Origin of the sequence: Hungatella hathewayi WAL-18680, from assembly GCF_000235505.1 — a bacterium.
In the GTDB taxonomy this organism is placed as follows: domain Bacteria; phylum Bacillota; class Clostridia; order Lachnospirales; family Lachnospiraceae; genus Hungatella_A; species Hungatella_A hathewayi_A.
This window is the reverse complement of record NZ_JH379027.1, coordinates 2,606,584-2,631,466: the sequence shown is the minus strand read 5'-3', so window position 1 is coordinate 2,631,466 and position 24,883 is coordinate 2,606,584. Positions and strand designations below refer to the sequence as shown.

Annotated in this window: 24 protein-coding genes and 3 tRNA genes; 3 read left to right on the top strand and 24 right to left on the bottom strand. The window is 42.2% G+C overall.

Going from position 1 to position 24,883, the window contains the following annotated elements; all coding sequences use genetic code 11:
- The 17 genes from HMPREF9473_RS11820 to HMPREF9473_RS11745 all read right to left on the bottom strand — a co-directional run.
- The coding region (locus HMPREF9473_RS11820; protein ID WP_006780343.1) for a lipopolysaccharide biosynthesis protein at window positions 1-1,143 on the bottom strand (1,143 nt) is incomplete at its 3' end.
- Between the two features lie 29 nt (window positions 1,144-1,172).
- Window positions 1,173-1,598 (bottom strand): hypothetical protein, encoded by a 426-nt coding sequence (locus HMPREF9473_RS11815; RefSeq protein WP_006780342.1) that lies wholly within the window; start codon window positions 1,596-1,598, stop codon window positions 1,173-1,175.
- Between the two features lie 37 nt (window positions 1,599-1,635).
- Window positions 1,636-2,343 carry a hypothetical protein gene (locus tag HMPREF9473_RS11810; RefSeq protein ID WP_006780341.1) on the bottom strand — a complete coding sequence of 236 codons (708 nt, stop codon included), beginning with the start codon at window positions 2,341-2,343 and terminating at the stop codon, window positions 1,636-1,638.
- Window positions 2,340-3,365 carry a hypothetical protein gene (locus tag HMPREF9473_RS11805; protein WP_006780340.1) on the bottom strand — a complete coding sequence of 342 codons (1,026 nt, stop codon included), beginning with the start codon at window positions 3,363-3,365 and terminating at the stop codon, window positions 2,340-2,342. Before HMPREF9473_RS11805 ends, HMPREF9473_RS11810 begins: the two co-directional genes overlap by 4 nt.
- Before the next feature lie 168 nt (window positions 3,366-3,533).
- Window positions 3,534-4,328: a glycosyltransferase family 2 protein gene (locus HMPREF9473_RS26195; protein ID WP_006780339.1), complete on the bottom strand. Its 795-nt coding sequence runs from the start codon at window positions 4,326-4,328 to the stop codon at window positions 3,534-3,536.
- A 1-nt stretch (window position 4,329) separates the two neighbouring features.
- Window positions 4,330-5,616 carry a hypothetical protein gene (locus HMPREF9473_RS11795; protein ID WP_006780338.1) on the bottom strand — a complete coding sequence of 429 codons (1,287 nt, stop codon included), beginning with the start codon at window positions 5,614-5,616 and terminating at the stop codon, window positions 4,330-4,332.
- Window positions 5,613-6,773 carry a polysaccharide pyruvyl transferase family protein gene (locus tag HMPREF9473_RS11790; RefSeq protein ID WP_006780337.1) on the bottom strand — a complete coding sequence of 387 codons (1,161 nt, stop codon included), beginning with the start codon at window positions 6,771-6,773 and terminating at the stop codon, window positions 5,613-5,615. Before HMPREF9473_RS11790 ends, HMPREF9473_RS11795 begins: the two co-directional genes overlap by 4 nt.
- Window positions 6,774-6,783: 10 nt before the next feature.
- Window positions 6,784-7,650 (bottom strand): glycosyltransferase family 2 protein, encoded by an 867-nt coding sequence (locus tag HMPREF9473_RS11785; RefSeq protein ID WP_006780336.1) that lies wholly within the window; start codon window positions 7,648-7,650, stop codon window positions 6,784-6,786.
- An 8-nt stretch (window positions 7,651-7,658) separates the two neighbouring features.
- Entirely contained in the window at window positions 7,659-8,711 is a 1,053-nt protein-coding gene (locus HMPREF9473_RS11780; RefSeq protein ID WP_006780335.1) for a glycosyltransferase family 4 protein, read from the bottom strand.
- Window positions 8,692-9,051: a glycosyltransferase gene (locus HMPREF9473_RS28530; protein WP_347508882.1), complete on the bottom strand. Its 360-nt coding sequence runs from the start codon at window positions 9,049-9,051 to the stop codon at window positions 8,692-8,694. The genes HMPREF9473_RS11780 and HMPREF9473_RS28530 overlap by 20 nt, the downstream gene beginning before the upstream one ends.
- Window positions 9,008-9,850 carry a glycosyltransferase gene (locus HMPREF9473_RS11775; RefSeq protein WP_006780333.1) on the bottom strand — a complete coding sequence of 281 codons (843 nt, stop codon included), beginning with the start codon at window positions 9,848-9,850 and terminating at the stop codon, window positions 9,008-9,010. The genes HMPREF9473_RS28530 and HMPREF9473_RS11775 overlap by 44 nt, the downstream gene beginning before the upstream one ends.
- Window positions 9,851-10,089: 239 nt before the next feature.
- A complete protein-coding gene (locus HMPREF9473_RS11770; protein WP_006780332.1) occupies window positions 10,090-11,496 on the bottom strand; it encodes a sugar transferase in 1,407 nt (468 codons plus the stop codon).
- Window positions 11,497-11,515: 19 nt separating this feature from the next.
- Window positions 11,516-12,223 (bottom strand): CpsD/CapB family tyrosine-protein kinase, encoded by a 708-nt coding sequence (locus HMPREF9473_RS11765; RefSeq protein ID WP_006780331.1) that lies wholly within the window; start codon window positions 12,221-12,223, stop codon window positions 11,516-11,518.
- A complete protein-coding gene (locus HMPREF9473_RS26850) occupies window positions 12,210-13,535 on the bottom strand; it encodes a YveK family protein (protein WP_006780330.1) in 1,326 nt (441 codons plus the stop codon). The genes HMPREF9473_RS11765 and HMPREF9473_RS26850 overlap by 14 nt, the downstream gene beginning before the upstream one ends.
- Window positions 13,536-13,571: 36 nt before the next feature.
- On the bottom strand, window positions 13,572-14,300 hold the full coding sequence (locus HMPREF9473_RS11755; protein WP_006780329.1) for a CpsB/CapC family capsule biosynthesis tyrosine phosphatase: 729 nt from the start codon (window positions 14,298-14,300) through the stop codon (window positions 13,572-13,574).
- Entirely contained in the window at window positions 14,297-15,841 is a 1,545-nt protein-coding gene (locus HMPREF9473_RS11750) for a hypothetical protein (protein WP_006780328.1), read from the bottom strand. Before HMPREF9473_RS11750 ends, HMPREF9473_RS11755 begins: the two co-directional genes overlap by 4 nt.
- Window positions 15,842-15,908: 67 nt before the next feature.
- Window positions 15,909-16,844, bottom strand: a complete 936-nt coding sequence (locus HMPREF9473_RS11745; RefSeq protein WP_006780327.1) for a hypothetical protein — start codon at window positions 16,842-16,844, stop codon at window positions 15,909-15,911.
- Window positions 16,845-17,069: 225 nt separating this feature from the next.
- On the opposite strand from HMPREF9473_RS11745, the gene HMPREF9473_RS11740 reads away from it, so the two are divergent.
- The 3 genes from HMPREF9473_RS11740 to HMPREF9473_RS11730 all read left to right on the top strand — a co-directional run bounded on the left by HMPREF9473_RS11740 (window position 17,070) and on the right by HMPREF9473_RS11730 (window position 19,270).
- Complete coding sequence (locus HMPREF9473_RS11740; RefSeq protein ID WP_006780326.1) at window positions 17,070-17,423, top strand: helix-turn-helix domain-containing protein; 354 nt, start codon at window positions 17,070-17,072, stop codon at window positions 17,421-17,423.
- An 84-nt stretch (window positions 17,424-17,507) separates the two neighbouring features.
- Complete coding sequence (locus tag HMPREF9473_RS11735; RefSeq protein WP_006780325.1) at window positions 17,508-18,323, top strand: Ku protein; 816 nt, start codon at window positions 17,508-17,510, stop codon at window positions 18,321-18,323.
- Window positions 18,320-19,270 carry an RNA ligase family protein gene (locus HMPREF9473_RS11730; RefSeq protein ID WP_006780324.1) on the top strand — a complete coding sequence of 317 codons (951 nt, stop codon included), beginning with the start codon at window positions 18,320-18,322 and terminating at the stop codon, window positions 19,268-19,270. The genes HMPREF9473_RS11735 and HMPREF9473_RS11730 overlap by 4 nt, the downstream gene beginning before the upstream one ends.
- Before the next feature lie 70 nt (window positions 19,271-19,340).
- On the opposite strand, the gene HMPREF9473_RS11725 is transcribed toward HMPREF9473_RS11730, so the two are convergent.
- The 7 genes from HMPREF9473_RS11725 to HMPREF9473_RS11695 all read right to left on the bottom strand — a co-directional run bounded on the left by HMPREF9473_RS11725 (window position 19,341) and on the right by HMPREF9473_RS11695 (window position 24,817).
- A tRNA-Thr gene (locus HMPREF9473_RS11725) sits at window positions 19,341-19,413 on the bottom strand.
- 43 nt (window positions 19,414-19,456) lie between these two features.
- Window positions 19,457-19,528 (bottom strand) — tRNA-Glu (locus HMPREF9473_RS11720).
- A gap of 53 nt (window positions 19,529-19,581) precedes the next feature.
- A tRNA-Pro gene (locus tag HMPREF9473_RS11715) sits at window positions 19,582-19,655 on the bottom strand.
- Window positions 19,656-19,796: 141 nt separating this feature from the next.
- Window positions 19,797-19,991 (bottom strand): heavy-metal-associated domain-containing protein, encoded by a 195-nt coding sequence (locus HMPREF9473_RS11710; RefSeq protein ID WP_006780323.1) that lies wholly within the window; start codon window positions 19,989-19,991, stop codon window positions 19,797-19,799.
- A 61-nt stretch (window positions 19,992-20,052) separates the two neighbouring features.
- Window positions 20,053-20,361 carry a metal-sensing transcriptional repressor gene (locus HMPREF9473_RS11705; RefSeq protein WP_034859217.1) on the bottom strand — a complete coding sequence of 103 codons (309 nt, stop codon included), beginning with the start codon at window positions 20,359-20,361 and terminating at the stop codon, window positions 20,053-20,055.
- Window positions 20,362-20,433: 72 nt separating this feature from the next.
- Entirely contained in the window at window positions 20,434-22,692 is a 2,259-nt protein-coding gene (locus tag HMPREF9473_RS11700; RefSeq protein WP_006780321.1) for a heavy metal translocating P-type ATPase, read from the bottom strand.
- Between the two features lie 301 nt (window positions 22,693-22,993).
- Entirely contained in the window at window positions 22,994-24,817 is a 1,824-nt protein-coding gene (locus HMPREF9473_RS11695; protein WP_006780320.1) for a flavocytochrome c, read from the bottom strand.
- Window positions 24,818-24,883 lie beyond the last annotated feature (66 nt).

Below are 24,883 nucleotides of genomic sequence, written 5' to 3'. Positions count from 1 at the left end.
AATAAAAATATAATTTAAAAAAATATTTAAAATAGCTGCGATAATACTATTTGCAGCTATCGGCTTGGTGGACCTATAGTAAAATTCTACATTTGCAAATAAACAATATAAGCCCGTCAAAAACACACCTACTGTCAGTATTGGAATCAAAAATTGGCCATCTCGATATTCAGACGGAGCTAATATATACATTATTTCTGGAGCTATAAATGATACCACGATGCATAAACATCCATAAACACATACATACGGTAAAACTACCTTTTCTATATTCTTATAATTCCCAGCTTTTATATTTTCATATGTTAATGGTAGTATGGCTGCATTTATGGACTGCCAAAAAATTTGAACCATAAACGCTGCTGAATATGCAACAGCATATATTGCTGCTGAACTTTTTCCTATCATATTTAGAATCATAATTCTATCTATGCCGTTAAGAATATAATTAGCCAGATAATGCGGAATCAACGGTAATGTAAAAGATAAGGCATATTTCCAATAAGAAAGGTTTATCTTAAATTTTGCTTTTATAGATATAGAACTGTATAAAACAATCCAAAATAAAAAAAACACAATTTTTTCAGACCACAGTTTCATTATGACTTTATTATCAGAAATAATATACGTAAAAATCACTGAAACGCATACGGCAAGAAATGTGGACACTGCAGTTACGATGCATGACAATTTGTACTTATATTCATATCTTTGACGAGCTATCCAAAATGACATTGCCGGCATAAAGAGATAGCATAAAAACATTAAATATATTAGCGATGTTGGCATTGCAAATAATTTAATGATTATCTTTTGGCAGATTAAAAAAAATATAGCTACACTAATTGTCGCAATGTTTGATAATATCAATAGAGAATATGTAAATATATTTCTATCATCTTTAAACTCTAAAAGGCCATTATTATATACCCCCGAAGATAATGATAACATGGTTAAAACACCAATCATTTCAAACCATGAATTATAAACAGAAAGTATCCCATATTCATTTACTGATAATATTCTAGTAAAAATCGGTCCCGAAATGACAGTAATTCCTTTTTGAAAAAAAGCGACTAACACATATGCAATAGATGCTTTAGTGACTTTATCCATTGTTTTTATTTTTTTTATAATCTCCATTTAGTTTTATCCTATTAATAACTGTTCTCTTATTTTAATAAATCTAGTACAATATGTTTAACTTCGTGAAGCGGTATTTCCTTGTAGGTTTCATCTGTCTTAGAACCCATAATAACACACAGTCCTTTCTGCTCATGAATTGTATTATTATAACCATGCATACCCTTGTTTTTCTTTGTATTAAAAAAATCCGGAAAGAATACATTAGATGGCTTGAGCATATAAATCAAATCACCATAATACTTGTTATCAATTTTTGTTAATTCAATATTACCCTCTAGATATTTGGAAATATCGTTATCCACTTGGGGGATAATTTTCTTATCTTTAAACCATAAACGTAGTGCTGTTGAATCTATAAAATAAACAAAATCATCCCCTACAGATAATCCATACTTACTTTTAATCTTTTTAACTACTGGTAAAATGTTAATATATTTTTTTACATCGACCATTCCATGGTCTCCTAAGATAATAAGCCTGTAATTATTATTATAATTTTCTTTTAATAACAAATTTAGTATTTTTTAACATATCATCATATTCTGCAAGGCGGTTATGAAATTTAGAATCACTTGTTCCAGTCATATGAGCAAATTCTCCTTTGCCTATATATAGTAGTGTAAAATCACTTAATTCCTTATTTTTTATTTTTGCATTAAGCCGTTTAAGCCGTTCCTCATCCGTTCCTTTAATTTTATTGTGCTTAACAAAATCATCTATATCATATGTTTTGCCAAGGGCTTTAATTTGTAGCAAAAGATTCGTATTTGGGAAAAATTGTTCAGAGTCATATTGATATCTAGATTCTGTTGGCTCAAAATAACTTAACAAATTGATAGGAATATTATATCTAACCCGTAAAATATCCCGATCTATAAAACAATCCTTCTTTTCAAGTATTTTAGTTATTAATTTTTGAGTATACCTCCTGATTCTTGGAATATGATTAAAAAATTCATTTATATATGTTAACAGCTTAAACTTTTTCTTGCCAAATTTGCGGTTAAATGTTAATTGAAATAAATTACCATTTTCTATCGAGTCTATTCCAGTAATATATTCTGATATTTCACAAAATCCAATTCCAGGTTTTACATTTTCATAATATATGTTTTCTTCACTCATCTTCTTTAGATATGGCATATGCTCAATATAATCATGTCTTAATGCGTCTGATAAGATAAAAACAATGTTCATTCATATATCCCCCTCATTTTTCTTTGTAATTCATTTAATTTCTTTTGATTATTATTTTTTAAAAAGCGATAATCATCTAAATACCAACCACAATTTTTATCCTTTCTGAAATATTTAAAATATATTTTTTTCACTCTATTCTTAAGGGCATATACGAAATAAAGCAATTTATGATTACTTATAACATATTCAACACAATTACAATATAACTTAATCAATAAGTTTCTGTCTTCTATAGTTAGCTCGATAATATTCTTATTATATATTTTACGCTCAATTAAATTATTAATGATATAGCACTCATTTATTTGATAAAATTTGCTTTTCTTAAATATTTCTAGTTTCCTTGTAAAACAAGGAGAATCATATAGTCTGTCTGATATTAAGACTGCATCGACTATAGCAGTTGCTAATTTTACTTGTTGAAAATAAAATCTTTCAAATGATCCAAAATATTGCTTATCAAAAAACTTATTTTCTTGTAAATCATATAGTGCAATTATGCACCACATTCTTGTTTTTAAAACATCAAATGCACTATGTATATGAATATCATGCATCCGTATAGTATGATTTTTAAGGCAGTCTATAATATTCATATCTTTTTTTGTTTCGTTTATCCATAATACTTTGCTTCCATTAAGCAAATCATAAAAAGACTGACTCACTAGCTTTTTATCAATAATCTTTCTAAAATAAGACAATGTTATTATATCTATACCAAAAAAATTTAAATGGAGATTTTTAGCTATATTTTTTTCAAGTTCTTTTATTTTAATTTTCTGTACATCATCTTCACAAATCATAACTATATCATAATCATTTGTTGTAACAAAGGTACCCCTCTTTTGCATGACACTACCTTCTCCTCTGCCAAACCCCCCACCCAAAAGAACTGCTATGGCTTTGTCTAAGTTTGGAAAATCGAATAATATTTTCTCTAAAATTTTATCAATAACATTTCTAATATCTGCCTCAGCATTCTTAGGACAAATTAATATGTCAGAATAATCATATATCATAAAATTCACCTTCCTTTATATAATTCTGAATTTTTTGGATGAATCCTGGAACTTTTAATTCTGCGTATTTCAATGTTGTATTTCGATTTTTTTTCAAATCTATTTTTGCTTTGATTCTGGCACACTCTCTTATTAAAAAATACTTATTACATGTCTTTTTTCTCAATTTTAACGCCTGCTTTTTTTGCATCTCGCATAAAAATGTATTTTTTCCAAATCATTGACAAAAATAAAGGATAGAGTAAATCTAAAATAATTGGAAGTCTTCCAATTCCTGTTTCTACACAATATACTTTCTGATTTATAAGTTCTCCAGTACCATTTCCTATACATATAATTAATATCAAATGGGTGTCCGTGTATTACACAAAATTGAGGGAAATAAGCAACTTTTAATTCATTTTCAAGAACAGTATGAAACCATAAAGCATCTTCTGCTGATTGTGTTACTTCATCAAATTTATATATTTCCCATACGTTTTTTTTAAGCAGACAACATGCGTTTGAAACTCCCGGTACATGCGATTGTGTAGAATCTATTATTTCACTTTCCGGATATTGAGAAAACAGTTCTACTACTTCCATTTTATCCAATTTAAAATTCCCTTTTTGCTTACCATATATGCAGCAATAATCAGAGTTGTCTAAAAATTTATAGGCATAATACATGGTTGTATCTGACTCAATAAAACAATGACCTGAGATCAAACACACATAGTTACCTTTTGCATATTCTATTCCTTTGTTTAAAGCCAATCCCCATGTAAAATCTTCAGGAGAAATACATATTACTTTATCTGCCCATTTTTCTGCAATATTTAGTGTGTTGTCTGTAGATCCTGAATCTACAATGACGATTTCATGTATAAGTTGATTCGATTGTTTTCGAATCCTTTGGCAGGTTTCTTCTAGAAATTGAGCTTCATTTTTTGTTCTAATAACATATGATATCGTATCCTTCATATTATAATACCTGAGCGCCGTAGCTTTGAATTGCTTTTTTATCATCAACAGGTATAGAAAGTAGACAGATGATAAAAAGTTGTACAATAGTAGTTTCTAATACGTTATACATGATTCCCATGATAGTTAATCCGATAATACAATTTTTATATTCGACCTTACATGTTCTTAATATTTTCCATAAAACAGCATATAATACAAGCGCACTGATACCATGTCCCAAGATCATTTCTGCAATATCACATTCTACAGTCCATGCATTTGTCATCATATAATTTGAAAAATGAATTGAGTCACTGATGCTGTGGCTTAATGCAAACGCAGTGCCACCGACTCTCGGTCCAATACCGAATATTTTTCTTATTAATGAAAAATCATGAAACCAAACATAAAAAGCCAGTGGTATATAAGATAAATGTCTAGATGTTCCAACATCACTTCTGCTTATAATACTGGAAAAACGATGTATAGTATAATCAACCTGATATTGAATACTAGGAATTTTAATGTATGCATAAACAAATACACCTATTATGAATAAAGATGTTCCTATGCCCATTATTATCTTTTGAACATTTAATTTATTCTTTACTTTACCATACAACATCATTGCTTGAATTGTACATATCGTTACAATGCCCGCTCTTGACATTGATAGAACACATGCTATAAAAAATGTAAATTTCCAGAATTTCTTTTTGACTAAACAAAATCCAAAAATCAGCACAATTGCTAAAAATGCAGAATCATAATTTAATCCTGTTATCCTAATGGCCAAGGTTCCCATTTCATAATTCCATGCTGTCCATTTTGTTCCTAAAATTCCTTTCAATATAAAATTAAAGACAAAATCATTGAAATCAAATCGGATACCATACCAACAAAAAAATTGTATCATAGCCCAAATTGCATTTATCTGTGCTGTCTTTATAATTGCCACCTTGAATTTTTCATATGGCTCATCAATTACATTAATAAATAATAATATAGGAATATATATGAACAATACTTGTACTATATACAGTATGATTTTATTCTCAAAACCAATTAAAGGCTTATAGATAAACAACCCAATGATACCGGAAAGCACAGTCAATACATACCATGAAATCATCTGACACTGTCGACTATTTAAACGTGTTTTGACTGCGAACTGACTCAGCAAAACTAATTCCAGTGGAATCAGTGAGATTTTATTCAGTGATAAACCAAATAATTTTGCACCTGTCATACTTGAACCAAACACTGCAATAAACATTACCGTTGTTATCAGAGTTCTTTTTTTCATTCATCTTCAATCCATCCTTTTAATATTTGACTAGCCATGATACCTTTTTGGACCAATTGCTCTTTTGCAGCTATCTTCTTATTTTTCCAAAAATCCAATTGCTGCATTTTATTAATATATTCATTTATATCTAAATCAATTTCTTTATAAAAATAAGATTTTTCTCTGATTCCAAATTCCGTATACAAAGGACAGCCTATTTCTTCCAAAAGGTCTGTCGTTTTGGGCGAATATGAAATAGCAACAAAATCACACATTTCGTACAATGCAAATAATACACTATGAAATCTCATACACACTGCAAATTCTGCATGAGCAAACAATGGTCTGATATCTAACCAGTGTTCTTTATATAAATAAGCATTAAACTGCTTTCTCATACTTATAATATCGTGAGCCAGTTTAACATCATTTTTCTGATAAAACGGTATAAAGAGATGGGTAACAGAAGGATATTTTTTATCAAGTTCCATACTCAATTCTACCAGCGCGGACACTAACGCTTCATATCTTTTGATATAATGATTCTTTTGCAGTTCATCTTCACTCCATGGCATGGCTAATGCCCAAATAATGTATCTTGTCTCAATCTTATTGGATAACGTACTATTTCTAAAGTCGTTTATCTCTGAATCAGTAATGGAAAATGTTATATCTGAATAAGCTTTGACTTTATTTGACACAGAAATATCATTTAATAACTCCTTACTTTTTCGATTCCTCGTGATAATCCAATCAGTTTTCTGAATAATTTTTCTCCAGATTTTTTTTGTTAAATCATTTCTAACAAATGTCAACTCAATACCATATAATATACAGTGAGTTCCTAACAACCTGCCAATACTAATCCACATCAAGTGAACAAAGACTTTCTTCCATGAATCGTTGGGCCATAATCCACCTCCACCTATAATAAAATAATTATTCTTTATCACTTCTTTTAAAATGACCCAACTTCGAATCCAGCGATTAGCCGGCAGTATTTTAATATGAACATTATCATTTAGCTTTAATTCTCTATAATCGTCGGAAGCAGATAGTATTGTAATAGAATCCTTTCCTACCATATTTTTTAGAGTATTGAGTACCGACAGCATAATATAATCATCTCCTGCATTCAACAGCCCATAATACCCGTAAATCAATATTTTTTTCATCTGCCTCCTCCTAAAATACTTTTGGACCTTTAATTCCATGGCGGAAATCCTTATATGCTTCATAAATAACGCTATCATTACTTTTTCTGAGTCTAGCTGTTATATAGCGGCAGGTCCTAGTAATAGCTGTATATAGTCGGCAATAGAAGCCAAATTCATATTCTTTTATCAAGTAAAATCTATTTCTATTATTATAGTAAATTGACAGTTTTGATTCTTTTCCTCCGGAGCTTTTACCAACTTTATGATAGATAACAGATGTTGGAATATAAATAATATCAATTCCTGCTTCAATGGCTTTTAGCGAATAATCAGCATCCTCATAGTACATAAAAAATGTTTCATCCATGAATCCAATTGTATTGATTATTTGTTTAGAGAATAACATGCAGCATCCAGAGGCAAATGAAACGGTACATTTAACACTGGGATTACCATTTCTGGCAATACACCTCTTTCTATCTAAATATCCTGCGGCATACCAGGCCGTCTGCGGATCATCATAGTAGTTGATTCTAGGTGTCAAAATACTCTTTTGATTATATTCCTGCATAAGAATTGATAAAAAGTTTGGTTCAACTTCTGTATCATTATTTAATAAAAGAAAAATAGTTCCTCCCTGATCAAGTGCAAACCGAATCCCATAATTATTACCTCCTGCAAATCCTAAATTAATGTTAGAATGCAAGACTGTTATATTTTTGTGATTAGAGAACTGTTCTTTTAAAATATGATAGGAATTGTCAGTAGAAGCATTATCTACTACTATAACATCATAGTTTTTATATGTATTTTGTTCCAGGCTTTGCAAACACTGATTTGTATATTCTGCACTATTATAATTAACGATAATGATGTAAACTTTTTCCTCTTCCATAGTCTCCCTCAATTACCCAAGTATGGTCTCAGGATTTCATATAAATCACTAGCACTTTTCTTCCAAGAATATTTGCCCAGTATATCTAAAATTTTATCATGATTTATACAAGCTACTTTCGATAAATCTACGCTATAGTTATTTGGATTTATATAAATAACTGCATCACCATAAATTTCATGCATGACTTCTGTATTGGAAACAACCGCACATTTTGCCCCAGCACTATATGCTTCCATAGGCGGTAGACCAAATCCTTCATAAAATGTAGGAAACAAAAAAGCTTTGCAATCTCGCATAAGAGTTTTAGCTTCCGCATCGCTAATATAGCCTAATAATTGCATATTAGACGGACATTCAAAACCCAAACCAGTAGAAAATACATCTTCATTAATAATACCCGCAATTACAAACATTTCATCCGTATTATTTTTAGCAGCTTCTGCTATCCATTTTATATTTTTATTTGGCTCAATACTGCTCATTGAAAAATAATATTTATTAGCCTCCAGATTATATTTTCCCAATACCTTATTATCAAATTCAATCTTCTCAAAATGTTGCCATGTGGAATTTACAACATGAATTTTAGAGGATTCAACCTTATAGTATTTTTGAATTTCACGCTTTGAAAATTCCGATACTGTTATAATTGCTTTTGCTCTCTTTGTTGCATTGAAAAACAACAATTTGTACCAAAGCAAAAACTTTTTATTGAAAAATTGAGGTTTCGCTTTAATTTTAACATCATGAATACAAACAATACCAGGAGAAAGTAATGGTGCTACGTTACATAAATTTAATGATATCCCCCTTTTCATAAAAACATATAGTGGAAAAGAAATCTGTTCCCATAAACGATTGTTTAATTTTCCAATCTGAACATTTTTAATGTTTTTAAATTTTGAAATATTCGCTTTATCAATTTCCGGCGGAATTGCTAATATAATTTGATCTAGCTCTGCCAAATTATCTAACTCATTAATAATTTCTTTTGCATATCTCTCGACACCTGTCGTTTTATGAACTAGAAATCTTCCATTAATAATTATCGGCTTCATCGTAATCTATTTCTTTCTCTATAAATTGAAAAAACTTATTTATATTAACAATAAATTGATCATACATGAAATTTTCCATTACTCTTCTCCTTCCAGCTTTTCCAAAAATAACTCTCTTTTCAGAATTCTCGGCTAAGAATGACAAAGCATTGGCATACTCTAGAACAGACTTACTTTTTACTTCAATTCCTGTTATATTGTTTAGACTAACATAATTCACACCACTCCCCGGAATAGTAAATGTAACGACCGGTATTCCAAAATACATTGCCTCTGCTAAAGCAAGACCAAATGCTTCATTTTTTAGTAATTGACGGAAAGCAAAATATATCTGCTGCAATAAAATAAGCTTTTAGTGTATTGTCATCCACCAATCCCAAAAAATGTACTTTTTCATCATCGCTCGCAAGTTGTTCCAATTTTTTAGTCAATTTCCCATTACCTGCTATATAGATTTCAAATCTCTTATCTAATAGTTTGCTCGCTCTAATTAGATATTCAAAGCCTTTATATGATACGTGTCGTCCAACGGCCAGACAAATTATTTTCCCTTTATTTTCTTGTTTAATTTTATTTGACAAACCAATAGACGCTTTATCAGTCATAAGCCTTTTTTCATTAATACAACTTGGTATAATTATGCATTTTTCCTTTACTTTCCTAAGATAGTTGCTTCCCTCCACATAATTAGGGCTAGTTGCAATAATTTTATAAGCTTGATGAATTAGTTTTAAATTCTGGCAATGCACAAATTTTCCAATTATTTTTTGTTTTGTTATATCCAAATGCCAATAAATAATAAGCTTTATCTTTTCATTCAAATATTTGAGTAAAAACTGAGCTACAAATGGATTTGGATAATGAAATAATATATAATCTGGTTTAAACTCTCGGATAATTTTTTTTAAATTAAAACCATAGCTTAAGGAAATAGATTGTGATGAAATTTTACATTGGCATTCACAATATAAGACATCAATCCCATCAACAATATCTATATATTCACCCTTTACATGATTAAAGCAAATAACTTTTTGCTCATAACTATTTTTTAAAGCATTTACACAATCGCGGGCTGTTTGTTCGATTCCCCCTACAAAAGGATAATAGTATTTTGAAATATGTAGTATCTTCTTCATCCTGATCAATATTCCTTTCGTATACTTCCCTAAACTACCACAGATAACGGTTATGTTATTTAAATAATTACTTAGCAAAAAACAAAGCACCATATATTACAACATATATGCCAATTCCCGAATAGGCTTGTTATTAGTGACAATAACCAAAATATCAACAAGAAGAGCTAATATATCAGAATATATGCCTCATATCCTTCCTTTTTCCTAACTTCTGCTTCCCACATTCTCTAAACATTCTATACAGCCCCTTTCCCAAACACTACCACTCCAACTGTCTGCAAAATAATTTTGATATCATTCTTCAATGACCAGTTATCAATATACTGAACATCCATCTCCATCACTTCTTCAAAATCCGTCACCTTACTCCGCCCACTCACCTGCCACACCCCTGTCAATCCGGGCATTAGGCTGAGTCTTGTCTTATACTCCGGCTTATACTGCCGATACTCATCCACCGTAGGCGGTCTCGTCCCTACCAGGCTCATATCACCTTTTAGCACATTCCAAAACTGGGGCAGCTCGTCGATACTGGTTTTCCTGATAAACTTCCCAACCTTAGTCACTCTTGGGTCGTCCTGTATCTTGAACATGAGACCGTTCATCTCATTTTTCTCCATCAGTTCCTTCTTCCGCTCCTCCGCGTCCTGATACATGGAGCGGAATTTATAGAGCTGAAAATACCGTCCGTTCTTCCCAACCCTGGTCTGTTTAAAGAAGACCGGTCCTGGGGATTCCAGTTTGATGGCTGGGGCTACAAAAATAGCAGCGATGCCGAGTATTACCATGCCGGCCAATCCACCAAGAATATCCAGTCCCCGTTTCATCGCCTGCTCCTGGTATGTTAAAATCTTTCTGCCAAAGGTGACCACCTGGTAGATCCCAATCTGGTTTAATGTCTTCTCCACCGAGATATCCATGTCATAAATCTGAATGTTTACATCCACCACGACTCCCATGCTCTCCAACTCCATTACCATATTTCTCATGGAAATTGGGAATTTCTTGTCAATCCGGATAAATATCTCGTCCACCGCATGAGTTCTGGCGTAATCAATCAGATTGTCACGGCCACACACCACAGGTACGCCGTGGACCTCCATCCCTGTCATATCCAAATCATACACTGCAGCTCCCACAATTCTGAAATCCCAGCTGCTGTTCACCCTCAGAGAGAAAATCACATCCTTCACCTGCTCCGAATCGGTGAGCACCAGCAGCCTCCGGCTGCGGTTTCCCATCCGGTAATGCTTAAAGAGATACATCTTCAATACAAGCCTGGCCAAATACATGAGAACCATGTCAATACAATAAAAATACCCAAGCATCAATCGGGATATCTCGAAGCCCTGATGGCTGATATAGAGAAAAACCACTGTCACTATAAAAAACAGCAGGTGAATTCTCAAAACCCGCAAGGCTTCTTCATAATATCCTCTGATACTCAGGCTGGAATCTGATGGAAAAATTGCCCGCACCGCAAGGTAACCTACCAGGGAAGTTACCATTGCGAATGCAATTTTTTCACTCGCAAAAGTGCCACCATACCTTAAAGCCCCAGCAATCATCATGCTGAATATGATACAGATGGTATCAATCAGCGTAACCAGGCCCTCTTCAAAGTACTTTTTCCCCGTGTACATTTTCCCAACTCCCCGCTAGTTAATTCCCATAGTCACCGTAGTTCCCATAGTTCTTTCCGTAATACTTGCCATAATAACTTCCGTAATACCCGTTCTTCTCCAAATCCATCTTGTTGAGCACCACTCCCAGAATCCGGCACTCGCTTTTTTCTAACTGGCTCTTGACATTCTGGGCCAGTTTGTAGCTGATGGCGCCGCTCTCCACCACGATGATGGCGCCGTCGATATGCTTGGCGATAATCGCCGCGTCAATCACGCTTCCAAGCGGCGGCGCATCCACGATAATGTAATCGTAGTTGTCCCGCTCTGACTGTAATAACTGCTCAAACAGACGCCCACTGAGCAATTCCGTAGGATTGGGGGATACCGGGCCGGCGATGATGATATCCATTCCCGGGATGTTGGTGTTGTAAATCACTTCCCGCTTTCCCCGTTGTCTGGTGAGATAATGTGTCAGTCCGAAGACCTCCTTATTGATCCGGTAACGGCCCAGGATGACGGATTTTCGGATATCCGCGTCAATCAGCAGAACTCTCTTACCGGCCTCCGCAAACGAGGTGGCCAGCTGCACGGAGACAGAGGTTTTTCCCTCATCCGGGGTGGAGCTGGTCAGACCGATGACCTTGATATTGTCCCCGCAGAACAGAATGTTGGTGCGGAGCGCCTTAAAGGCTTCCGTCGCCCGGAAATCCAGCTGCTCCCGTTTTCGAAATCTAATCTGTTCCATCGTCTATGTCCTCCTTCGGCGCCTCCGCCCCTTCCAGGGCCTGCTCCATAATCCGCTGCACAAATTCATCCAAATCATCTCCGGTCAATTCGTCCTCCAGGCTGCTGGCAGATGCAGTCTGGCGTTTCACTGCCATCGAACGCTGCTCCTGCCCGCCAGATGATTTTAATGACTCCTCCGGCAGGTCGTGTTCCATGTCCATGATTGCCCTCATGTCCAGCTGGCCTGGCATATCATCTTCTGAGTCTTCTGCCTCATCGTCTGGGTCATTAACCCGTTTCACATAGGTTTCACGGTCTGCCTTTTTTATCTGTCTTGCATTTCTTCTGGCTGACTTTCCATGAGCGGCTCTCTCATCGACCTCTTCTTCATCCTCATCAATCGGGACATCCTGGAAATCTGCTTCTTGTTTCCGTTCTTTTAAATCCCGGGCTGCATTTCGATTTTTTCTTTTTCCAAATACCTGATGAGGCATGATATCTTCCTCATCCTCATCAGCCTCGCGCCTGCGTTCTGCCATCTCCTGCGCAATCTCTCTCTGTATCCGGTCTTCTGTCTCTTCCCGCAGGCGTTCCGCTTTCCGCTCCTTCCGGCTCTTCTTTTTCCCTTTTCTGCCCTTCTTTCCATCATCCACTTCGAACACGGGAATCGTACCAAGTACATTCAACTGCAGGTACTTCTCCACATCCTCCGGTGTCTTGATGGTGTCGTTCATCACAAAGACTGCCAGCACAATCACTGCCGCCAGAAACAATCCTGCCATCCCGCCGATGGCCGTGTTCTTCACCAGGCTCGGGCTGGTCTGTCTGGTGGGGACATATCCTTCCTCTACAATGTTGGGGGGCGCCGTGTCCATGATTTCCGCCATCCGGGAGGCCGCCACAGACGCCATCTCGTCGGCGATGGCCTTTGCCATGTAGGGGTCATTATCCTCCACGGATATGGTCAGAATCCGGGTGTCCTGGGGATTGGCAACCGTCAGTTTCCTAAGCAGCTGCTCATGGTCCAGATTCAAATCCAGATTTTCAATGACCTTGCTGGTGACCGGCCGGCTGGTGACAAGCACCTTATAATCCTTCGTCAGCTGGGACCCCAGCTGCAAATCAGTCAGGGATGTCAGCGTCGTTGTCTTGTTGACTATGTAAAGCATGGTGGATGAAGTATAGACAGGTTTCATCATGGTCGCGGTGAAAATCCCGCTGACAGCCGCTCCCAGCATGCCGGTCAGAATCAGCACCCAGAGCTTTCTGCGCATGACAAAGAACAACTCTTTTAAGTCTATCTCAATCTCATCATCTTGATTTGTTCCCATAATGTTCTCCTACTTTTATTTCCTATGAAATTCAGGCTATATCTCAATATCATCAATCACAGCCTGCGGATACTCATACAGTATCCGTCTGGCAATCTCCTCCCCGCAGTGGTTCTCAATCCACTTGACCGCATCCGCGATCTTCGGTGGACGGTACGACATGCCATGGGAATCGGTTCCAAGGAAATGTATCCGCCCCTGCTTCACCAGCTTTCGGGCCCGGTTTGCCGCCGCATCAAACATTCCCGCCTTTATGGTGGAGGCATTGACCTGCAGATAGATTCCCGTCTCCTCCAGTTCCCTCACATGCTCTTCCTTTGCCAGACACTCATATCGCTCCATGTGGGCGAGTATGGGCAGATATCCGCTGGTCAGCAGATTTCTCATGCCACGGTACATCACCCGGTACTCCACGGATGGAGAGAATTCCACAAGCACGTACTGGCTTCCTGCCATAGTGCTGGCGATTCCCTCCTTCAAAAGCTCCAGAGCCGTGTCCGAGTAAAACACTTCATTTCCCAGGTACAGTTTCATCTCCCGGCCGAAGGTGCGCTCCCTCAAAGCCTCTTTCAATTTCTGAAACTGAAGCCAGATATTCTCCCCCTGCTCCCCGGTATCCTTCCCGGAAATGTGGGAGGTGCAGATGATGGTTCTCACCCCCTGCCGATACTCTTCCTCAATCGCTCTGATACTCTCCTCCAAATCCCGGGAGCCGTCGTCGACGCCGGGAATCAGATGGCAGTGAACATCATAGAGTTTTCTCATTGCTGTTGTTTTCCTTCCTTCCAAGAGCGGGCCATCAGCAGATAACCGATTCCAACCAGAATTCCGGCCGCACCAATCATCATCACTGCCAGCAGAATCCCCCTCTCATATCCATAAAAGAACTGGCTCATGTATTCCGGTATCATCTCATGCCGGACCACCAGATTTCCCATATAGGGAATGGCTCCCAGAAGCAGTGCCGCCACGGAAGCCGCCAGGATTCTGCGGCCACAGGTGCGCATTGCCCGGTGCACATAGTGGTGTATCCAGAACAGCAGCAGATGAACTGCCACCGTCATAATCAAGAGACCCGCTCCTGCTTTCTTCATAAATGGGACAAAGCGGTCCGCCAGCTGCACCCACCAGGGTGCGAAAGGCCATTTTAACAGCTGGGTATACTTTTCATCCAGCCGCTTCATGAGTAAATCCAGACCTGTCTCCGCTTTATCCGTCAGTTCGATGGAGGAATCCTCCAGGTAACTTCGGATGTCCCTCTCCAGACGCTCCGTCAATATGGCGGTGTTGGCCTGATAGCTGCCCTTGTGCAGGGTACTGTCCACCTGCTGTCTGGCCGCCATGACCACCCGCTCATAGGTAATCGCGTCGTCCATCACCTTGTCCGGAATGTCCATCAGCGCAAAGGAGATTCTGGTATCGTGGCGCAGTTCCTCATAAATCGTGCGGTAATACTCCGTCTGGTTCAGACGGTTTAACACCGCGCTGTCATGAAATGCTCCCACTCCAATCCCCAGCAGCGTTTCCATGGCCAAAACCAGGCAGAACAGCTCCGCTCCCAGCGCCTGCTTTAAAATGCTTCTGAGCCGCCTGTGATGATGGGCCGCAAAGCATTTTTCCCAGAGGCACAAAAGCCCGCCGGCTGTTAATAGAATGGCAAGACCAAGCATCGCGTACCACATGGTTTTATACGGAATCACCAACGATTCCAGCAGTTTATCCGTATCGCTGGCTATATAATCATAGTTCTGGCCTGGCATGGAATCCATCAATTCCAGAATGGAGATTGCCTGAGCCACCGGCTCCGGCTCTGATTCGGCAGGGGCCGCCGGCGTTTCGCCAGTACCGGCCTCCGGATTTTCACCGTCTTCAGGGCCTGCATCAGGACCCGCTCCCTCATTGCCTTCGGCTTCTCCGTCAGATTTTGTGACGCCCTCCGGCGTTTCGGCTGCTCCTGAAGTTTGCTTACCCGTCTCCCCGGCCGGAGTTCCGGCTGCTCCACCGGCTTCCACCCGCCCGACTTCCACCAGATATCCGCTCTCCACGCCGGTCTGCACATTGGCATAGATTTCTCCGATTACCATCTGCACATCCTCCGGCATCAGGTCGATATCATCCTGCCGCAGGTAATTCATGGCCGAGTCGATATACTCCTGCTTCACCCGGTATATGATTCCATCTTTTTCAAACTGACTGTTAATCACGGATACAATTTCCTGCTCGTTGCCGTTAATATCACCGGCATAGGCGGGAAATGTCATCGCGATACATAAAAGCCCCAGTACAGGCCAAAACGTTCTGTTCATCGGTTCCTCATCGTGAAAAAAGGGGCGGTCACACAGATGCGGCCGCCCCGCTTATTTGCTTCCTGTATTAGATAGAAATATTGTAGGTTACAGTCACACCGTCAATTACCACGGTGATAGAACCTGTGGTGCTCTTGTTCTCATTCAGCTTATCTACGCTCACCCAGTTCGCAAGAAGACTGTCCAGTTTTCCGCTGTCTAAATCTTCCGGCTTATAACCCTTTGAGATATTTCCTACCTTGAAGGTCATCTCTTTATCTGGGTCCGCACTGTCTTTAATCGCATTTACGGAATCAGCGACAGCATCTTTTACTTCAGCCACATCATCCTCTGTTATGTTGGCTTTCACGGATGCTTTCACATCTACAACTGCTTTTGTACTGCTGATAGTCTTCATCTCGCCTACTGTCACATTTGTCACAACTCCGGCATCCTTCAGGGAAGTCAGAGAGCTGTTCACATCTGTGGTCACGCTGTTAATCTCTGTCTTTGCAGCCTCAGGAATTCTGACGTTGCTGGTGGTGCTGCCACCGCTGCTTCCGCCGCTGACTACATTTTTCACCGTTGCAGAATTTCCATTGCCATAAAACTTATTGCTGGTATACGGAGAACCGTTGGTACATCCATTCACACCAAAGTTGAAGGTCAATCCGCTTGGAAGCAGTTTATCACCGATAAACAGCTCGCCGTTGGACTCCATCCAGTAAACCTTTCCGTCTACATTGATCAGTCCGGTCTGCATGGCTCCGTTGGAATCTAAGAAGTACCATTTCTGGTCCTTATCCTGGAACCAGCCCTTCTTCATCATGCCGTCCGCTCCCAGATAGTACCATTTTCCATCCGTGTGCAGTAACCAGCTGTCCGTCATAAAACTTCCATCGTCCTTCTGATACTTCCAGTCTACTACCCCCGTCTGAACCCATGTTGCAGCCATAGAACTCATGGCTCCGCCGCAGGAAAGCGCGGCTGCCAGCATTACTGCTGCGATTTTTTTCATTCTCATAATTGCTCCTTTCCGAGTGGAAGTCATTTTCTGAATTTTTACCACATGGTCTTCCATCATCTTATTATAGATAATAACTCCTTTTCCAATTTTTTGCAATAACTTTTTTCGTTTTAAACCGGTGTTGTAATTACGTTTAGAACAGGTGTCATAATTTTCAACAAACATCAGATAATAAAAAGATTATATATGTACCTACAAAAGCATAAAGAGAGGAATGTTACTATGGAATACTATGACCGTCTCGCAGTTGGAGAGCGAATCAGAAAAAGAAGAATCCTTCTGGGCCTGACACAGGAGGAGTTAGCAGAAAAAGTGGGACGTGCCTACAAATTTTGTCAGGATATTGAGCGGGGTTCCTGCGGTATGTCCGTGGAGACCCTGATCAGTTTGTCCTGGACCTTAAATGTATCGGTGGATTACCTGCTGTTTGGCCCCGGCGATGAAATTCAGGAACAGACACCACAAATGCAGCTGGAACAGCAGACGGTTTTGGATATGCTGGGTTCCTGCAGTGAACATAAACGCAAGTATGCGCTGGAATTGTTGAGACTCTTCCTGAAGGCCTGTGATAACTGAGTCCCAAACCAGGAAACCATGCACCCTCCGATTATTTTTATCCCGGTTGTTACATACTAATAAAAACATTTGGAGGTAATGCATATGCCAGCAGCTCACAAAGGAGCCATCAGCTTCGGTCTGGTCCACATCCCGGTCGCCCTTCACACGGCCACCCAGGACAACGACATTCATTTTAACCAGCTGTGCAAGGAGGACGGTTCCAGAGTCAAATATAAAAAAGTATGTGCCAACTGTGGAAAAGAGGTTGGCTCCCAGGATATTGTAAAGGGATTTGAATTCGCGCCAGGGGAATATGTGACCATGACGGACGCGGACTTTGAGAAGGCCAAGACGGAGAAGGATAAAACCATCCAGATCCTGCATTTTACGGATATCGCCAACATCCGGCCCATCTACTTTGACAAGACCTACCACGCGGTGGTGGAGGCCGGCGGCGACAAGGCTTACGAGCTCCTGCGGCGGGCTATGCTGGAGGAGAAAAAAGTGGCCATCGCCAAGACCGTCATGGGGCAGAGCGAAAAGCTGCTCTGTCTCGTTCCCACGGAGAAGGGAATTCTTGTGGAAACTTTGTTTTTTGCCGATGAGGTGAAGGAGATTCCCAAGGAAGCCGTCCACCAGGAATTAAACCAACCGGAACTTGACATGGCGAAAATGCTGATAGGCTCCATGGATAAACCCTTTGAGCCATCCCTCTACCACGACGAATATCAGAAACGGCTGCGGGAAATCATCGAGGCCAAAATAAACGGCCAGGATATTGTCCAGGCACCGGCAGAGCAGCCTGACAACATTATCAATCTGATGGATGCCCTTCAGGCTTCCTTAAAGCAGATGGAGCAGAAACCGGATACTCCGCCCGGGACTCCACACGCTCCAAACAAGGCGGAAACCGCATGAATCTATTTGACGGAAAGAATGTCCACCCCATGTTAATCGGCGCCGACGGCCCGCCTTTCGATGATTCCGGCTATCTGTTTGAGACCAAGTGGGACGGGGAGCGCTGTATCGCCTACCTGGACCCGGAGAACGGCACAGAACTTCGAAACAAGCGGAATGACAAAATGCTCTTGAAGGTGCCGGAGCTTTCCGGCCTTCACCGTCAGGTAAACCGGACCTGTATTTTGGACGGGGAACTGATGATACTGAAGGACGGAAAACCGGATTTTCACGAAATCCAGCGGCGGAGCCTGATGTCCAACCGTTTTAAAATCGAGCTGGCCTCCAGGCAGTATCCGGCTTCCTTTATTGCCTTTGATATCATTTTCATGGACGATAGGGATATCACCCTTCTCCCGCTGGTGGAGCGCAAGAAGATGCTGGAATCCTGCATCACGGAGGAAACCGACCGAATGGCCATCTCCCGCTATGTGGAGCAGCGGGGCACGGATTTGTACCGGATTGCAGAGTCACAGAATCTGGAAGGGATTGTGGCAAAGCGGAAGGACAGCATTTACATTCCGGGGAAGCGGACAAAGGACTGGATAAAGATAAAGAATTTAAAGGACGACGATTTTGTCGTGTGCGGATATATTTATAAGGAAAATAATATCATCAGCCTGGTGCTGGGCCAGTATCGCGAAGGGGAGCTGGTGTACCGGGGACATGTGACAATGGGCATCGACGGTGACTCCTTTCGCAGAATCCGGGAGACGCCCCAGGTGGAAGCCCCCGGTTTTGCCACTCTCCCCTCCGGCAACGAGACAGCCATCTGGATTGCCCCCTTCCACGTATGCACGGTAAAGTTCATGGAATACCTGTCAAACGGAAGTATGCGCCAGCCCGTATTCAAGGGCCTGCGGACCGACAAACTGCCTGCGGACTGCATTGTCGGAACTGAGAGCTGACGCGGCCGCCCCCAACGCAAAAGAACCCTCGCAGTTACCTGCAAGGGTTCTTCTTCCTGTCGTATCAAAAAGCTCCTGGCCGGATTCGAACCGGCGACCTACGCATTACGAATGCGGCGCGCTACCAGCTGCGCTACAGAAGCATCCTTTAAAAAATGCCCTGGACATGTTATCCAAAGCATTGACTGACCTATCCGAGAATCGAACTCGGGTTTCCGCCGTGAGAGGGCGGCGTCTTGACCGCTTGACCAATAGGCCATGAACACCATAGTATGCTCGAATCAAAAAACGGACACTGCCATTTTTTGAAATCGAGGCGACAAGATTCGAACTTGCGGCCTCTGCGTCCCGAACGCAGCGCTCTACCAAACTGAGCCACGCCTCGATACCTTAGATAGTATAATATGAATTGTGTAAATTGTCAACTAAAATTTCAACAATAATGTAATTTTCTGCCCTGAAAAAAGTTTCCCGCAAAGCGCCCCTGGATATCCGCCTTCAAGGGGCGCTTTGCAAGAGAATTTCCCTACATGGCCACCGGCGTGAAGCCAAGGTCATCCAGAATCTCCGCCGCCTTCGCCGCGCAGTTCTCACACCCTTCAATGGTCACCGTCTTCGCATCCAAATCAATCTTGTGATCCAGCTTCGCCTCATTCAGCGCCGTATCAATCCGTGATACACAGTGATTGCACATCATTTCCTCACATTTAAATGTTGTCATGATCATTCCTCCTAATCTTATCCAACGAATGTTTTTAAAATTCCACTGCCGCTCTATTCCCCTACTTCATCAGCTTCTGAATCGTTCTGCACAACTCATCCACCACTTCCGTATTGCCTCTCTCAATATCCTCCACCACACAGGTCTTGATATGATTGGAGAGCAGCATCTTGTTAAAGCTGTTTAATGCCGCCTGCACCGCCGATACCTGGGTCAGAATGTCCACGCAGTAGCGGTCGTCCTCCACCATGGACTTAATTCCCCGTATCTGCCCTTCAATCCGGCTTAAGCGGTTCATCAAATCCCGCTCCTCCTTGCCGGTCCGCTTCTTCTCCCGCTGGCTGCAGCAACAGCCTCTCTCCTCCTGCATCACCAGAACATCATCTTCCTGTAACATGTCTTCTTCTCTTGTAATTTCCTCTGCCATAGTAACGTTTCCTCCTTACAGGCGTATCGCCTTCAATCTGAGCGCATTGCTCACCACACAGACTGAACTGAGCGACATGGCAAATCCGGCAATCATCGGGTTTAACAGCGGTCCGCCAAACAGGTACAACAGCCCCGCCGCCACCGGAATCCCCAAGGAATTATAGAAGAACGCCCAGAACAGATTTTGTTTAATATTGCGGATGGTAGCCTTGGAGAGTTTCACCGCCCGGTACACATCCTGCAAATCGGATTTCATCAGCACAATATCTCCCGACTCCAACGCGATATCACTGCCGGAGCCGATGGCCGTTCCCACATCCGCCTGGACCAGGGCCGGAGCATCGTTGATTCCATCTCCTACCATCATAACCGTTTTTCCCTCATTCTGCAACCGGGAAACGACGTTGGCTTTATCTTCCGGCAGAACTTCCGCAATCACCTGGTCAATATGGGCCTGCCGTCCGATATATTCCGCCGTCTGACGGTTATCCCCAGTCAGCATATAGACCTCAATCCCCAGACTCTTCATCTGGTCCACCGCCGCCACACTGGTCTCCTTGATAGTATCCGCCACACAGATCATTCCCTTCAGCACACCGTCCACCACCACATACATAGGCGTCTTCCCCTGGTTAGCAAATGATAACGCCCGGTTTTTTATAACATCACCGATACTTACCTTCTTCTCATCCAGCAGCTTCTGGTTCCCGATGGCAATCTTCCGCCCATCCAGTTCCGCCTCTATCCCGGCACCCGTAATACTGGAAAATGCTTCCGGCCGCTTTAAATCCTCCGGCTTCTTCCTGGCCGCCTCCACGATGGCCTCCCCAAGCGGATGCTCCGACATCTGCTCGCAGCTTCCCGCCAGATGAAGCAGCTGGTCCTCCGTATACTCGGCATCCACCGTCACCACGTCCGTCACCGTCGGTTTCCCCTCCGTAATCGTCCCAGTCTTATCCAGGACAATGGCATTCACCTTGTGGGACAGCTCCAGTGCCTCGCCGCTCTTAATCAGAATGCCATGGCTGGCCCCGACTCCGGTTCCCACCATGATCGCCGTCGGTGTTGCCAGACCCAGAGCACAGGGACAGGCAATAACCAGTACCGCCACAAAGATCGTCAGTACAAATGAAAGCTCCTTGCCGCCAAAAATCCACCACAACAGAGCTGCCACAAGCGCAATCACCATAACCGTGGGAACAAAGATTCCCGCCACCCGGTCTGCCAGTTTGGAGATGGGCGCCTTCTTGCCCTGGGCGTCCTCAATCAGCTTGATAATCTTCGACAGCGTCGTCTCCGCTCCGATCTTGGTCACTTCCAGTTCCATGGCGCCATTGTAGTTCATACTGCCGCCAATCAGCGTATCACCGGCCTGTTTCTCCACAGGAATACTCTCTCCTGTCAGCATGGACTCATCCACGCTGCTGGTTCCACTCACCACAATACCGTCCAGCGGAATCCGGCTTCCCGGCTTGATCAGCAGATGCTGGCCCTTGCGGACTGAAGCCGTCTCTACTTCCCGCTCTGTGCCGTTTTCATACAGCACCGCCGTATCCGGCGCCAGCTCCATTAATTTCCGGATCGCCTCGGAAGTCTTGCCTTTGCTGCGACTCTCCATATATTTGCCCAGCATCACCAGCGTCACAACCACAGCCGCCGACTCATAATACAAATGGTGGGCATTCATCGGATTGGATGAAACCGTAAATGTCATAAACAGACTGTACAGGAACGCACTGCCCGTTCCGATGGCTACCAGGGAGTCCATGTTGGGATTCCCCTTAAACAGCGCCCGGATGCCCACCAGATAAAACTTCTGCCCGCTGATCAGCACCGGCACCGTCAAAACCAGCTGCGCGATAGAAAAGTTCAGCGGATTCCGGTTCATATCCAGAAATGCCGGCAATGGCAGCGTAAACGGCAGCATATGCCCCATGGAAATGTAGAGCAGCGGCACCGCAAAGCAGACCGCCACAATTAACCGCCTCTTCGCCACGTGAAGCAGCTCCTCCTGATGGACCGCCTCCGCTTCCTCCTGCTTCTTTCCTTCCTCATCTTCATGGATCAGCGAAGCCGCAAAACCCGCCCGCTTCACTTTATCCTCTATCATCCCCTGATTTACCTTTGCCTCATCATAGGTGATAGTCATCCGGTTAGTGGTCAAATTCACATCGCTTTGCTCCACCCCATCCAGTTTCCTTGTCACCCGCTCCACCGCACTGCTGCAGGCCGCGCATGACATTCCTTCTATATGATAAATCTCCGTCGTCATAACTGGTCACTCCTTTTTCCATATTCTCTTGCTATATTCCTTTTTCGTCCTTAACATACCCCTGGTAGGTATTTTAATTATAGACTACGACTCTACCAATGTCAATAGCCATCGTTATATTTTTTCTCAATTCTATTTATTTATGCACAGATCCTTGCCCGCCTAATCGCCTGATCAAGTTTCGGTCCGCAAGCCAGATGAGTGCCATGTCAGTCACACATCACAAAAACCGGACAAACAGGTCGATTGCCTGCCGGTCCGGTTTTCTAATTATTATCTGCTAATTGTTATCTGCAATTTATTATTTACAATACTCCACTGCTGAATTTCCGGCAATACGGCCAAATACCACGATATCCGCCACTGCATTTCCGCCGATTCTGTTTCCGCCGTGTACCCCTCCGGTAACCTCACCGGCTGCAAACAATCCGGGAATTACCTTTCCTTCTGTGTTGATTACCTGGGCGCTGGTGTTGATCTCCACTCCGCCCATCGTGTGATGCACGCCTGGGGCAACTTTAATTGCATAGTAAGGCGCCTTTGTAAGATCGGCATCCATACCGGTCTCACGGTTAAATTCCCCATCTTTTTTATTGGCAACCGCTGTATTCCAATCTTCCAGGGTCTGGCTTAAGACAGCAGGGTCCACCTGGATCTGCTCTGCCAGCCCTTCTATCGTATCCGCCTGTACAACAATATTATTCTCCACGTACTTTTCGATGGCGCTCAGATTGTCTCTCAGATTCTGGTCAAAAATGATATAGCTGTAGCTGTCCTCCTGATCTACAATCGCCTTGGATACTACATCACGGGTCTGCATTTCATTGGTAAACCGTTTTCCGGATTTATTTACAAGAATTGCGCCGCCGCCACGCACAGATTCGGTAATCATGATGCTGGTGCTCTGCTCTACTGTTGGGTGGGTCTGGATCTGGTCAATGTCCACCAGATTGGCGCCTGCAGTCTCTGCCATTACGATTCCGTCCCCTGTGGCTCCTGGTGTATTGGTGGTAACATAACCCTTTAAGTCCGGTCTGTACTTGGCATAGATCTCTTCATTCGCTCCAAATCCTCCTGTAGCAAGAATCACTGCCTTTCCGCGGAAGGTATACAGCTTATCCTTTCCCTCAGCCTTCACACCGGTCACTGCCCCGTTCTCCACGATCAGCTCCGTCGCCTTCGTATCCAGGTAAACCGGAATGCCCAGCTGGTCCACATTTTCTTTAAATGCATTCACCAGATAAGCACCTACTCCGGCGCCGCCCTCTGGTCTGTGAATCCGCTTATTGGTTGCACCGCCGGAGAAGGAAACCTCAGGAAGAGGAGCTCCGATCGAATCAAGCCAGTCGATTGCTTCTCCGGATTTTTCCGCCATCACGGTTACCAGTTCCCTGTTGTTCTTCTCATAGCCGCCCTTCATGGTATCCTCCACAAAGGTTTCTACAGAATCTTCAATTCCCAGCTTCTTCTGTACCGATGTTTCAGCTGCATTCATGCCTCCGGTAGCTTTTAAGGTATTTCCGCCCACCATAGGCATCTTTTCCACTAATACCACCTCAAGGCCTTCCTGCCTGGCCGTAATCGCAGCCGTCATACCGGCTCCCCCTGCTCCTACAATAATCAGGTCTGTATCTACCGTTTCCTCTGTTTTAGCAACGGCATTCTCCGATCCTTTTTTACTCTTTAAGGCATCCAGATCCGCTCCGGCGCTTTCCAGGGCTGATGCCACTGCCTGTATTACCGCATTACTGGTCACTGTTGCGCTGGACACCGCATCTACATAAGGGGTCTGATTTTCCATCATCACTTCCGGCAGATTTTCCAAAGCAATCGTTCCGATCCCATCCGTTTCACTGTCTCCTGTCACCTCAATGGACTCGATCTTGTCGGCAGAAAGCACCACCTTGGCTTTAATCTCTCCTCCAAAGCCCTTAGCCGTCCCCTCATAGGTGCCAGGTGTAAAGCCTCCCTCCTTGTTTTCCTGTGAACCTGCTTCTGTTTCTTTTTGTTCTGTCGCCGTCACTGTCTCTGTTTCGGTCTGGCTCTTGGCTGTCTCCTGGCTGCCGCACGCTGCCAGAGAAATTACCATAGCCGCACTCAGCAAAGCCGCTACTGTTTTCCTCATGTTCTCCTCCTGTTTCTATAGTAACTGTTATTATTTTAACAATATTATTATACAGGAAAGAACTTT